The sequence below is a fragment of the Alteromonas sp. AWJ4_197 genome (assembly GCF_056160285.1).
The window spans coordinates 1-485 of sequence record NZ_JBSWWW010000050.1 but is presented as its reverse complement, the minus strand read 5'-3'; the positions used below and the strand labels follow the sequence as shown (position 1 = coordinate 485).

Sequence of the window (485 nt, the reverse complement as noted above, 5' to 3'; positions counted from 1 at the left end):
GCCACCGCTTTTCGCAGACTTACACGTCCTTCATCGCCTCTTACTGCCAAGGCATCCACCGTATACGCTTAGTCACTTAACCATACAACCCTAAATAGCTTCCTTAAGGTAAACCTTAAGTCGTTGTTTCTGCTTATTCACATGAGTAAGGAATAAGTGTTCACAACCATTCACTTCCACCCAAAACGTGCGACACGTTGAAAGAATGGGTTTCAGCTGCCTAACCTCCGCCTTTTTATCCGGAGTCAGGTGTGCATCTAAGCACTGTTGTATGCATGACTGTCTAATCAATGTTCGTGCAAAATCGACGTTGTTTGTCGACTTTTGCGCAAGGAGGACGAACAGTACACTCAGTTGTGTATGTCAGCCTTCTTACTACACGTTTGTCAGATAGAGTAGCTTTTGAAAGAACATCTTTCGATATTCTCAGTTACTCAATTTGATTGATTACTAATATCAGCTTTCCAAATTGTTAAAGAACAGGT

General features: G+C 42.1%; 1 rRNA gene. It reads right to left on the bottom strand.

What is annotated here, in order from left to right:
- Positions 1–82: ribosomal RNA gene (locus ACXAGC_RS20490) — 23S ribosomal RNA — on the bottom strand; the annotation flags it as partial.
- Between the last annotated feature and the right edge of the window lie 403 nt (positions 83–485).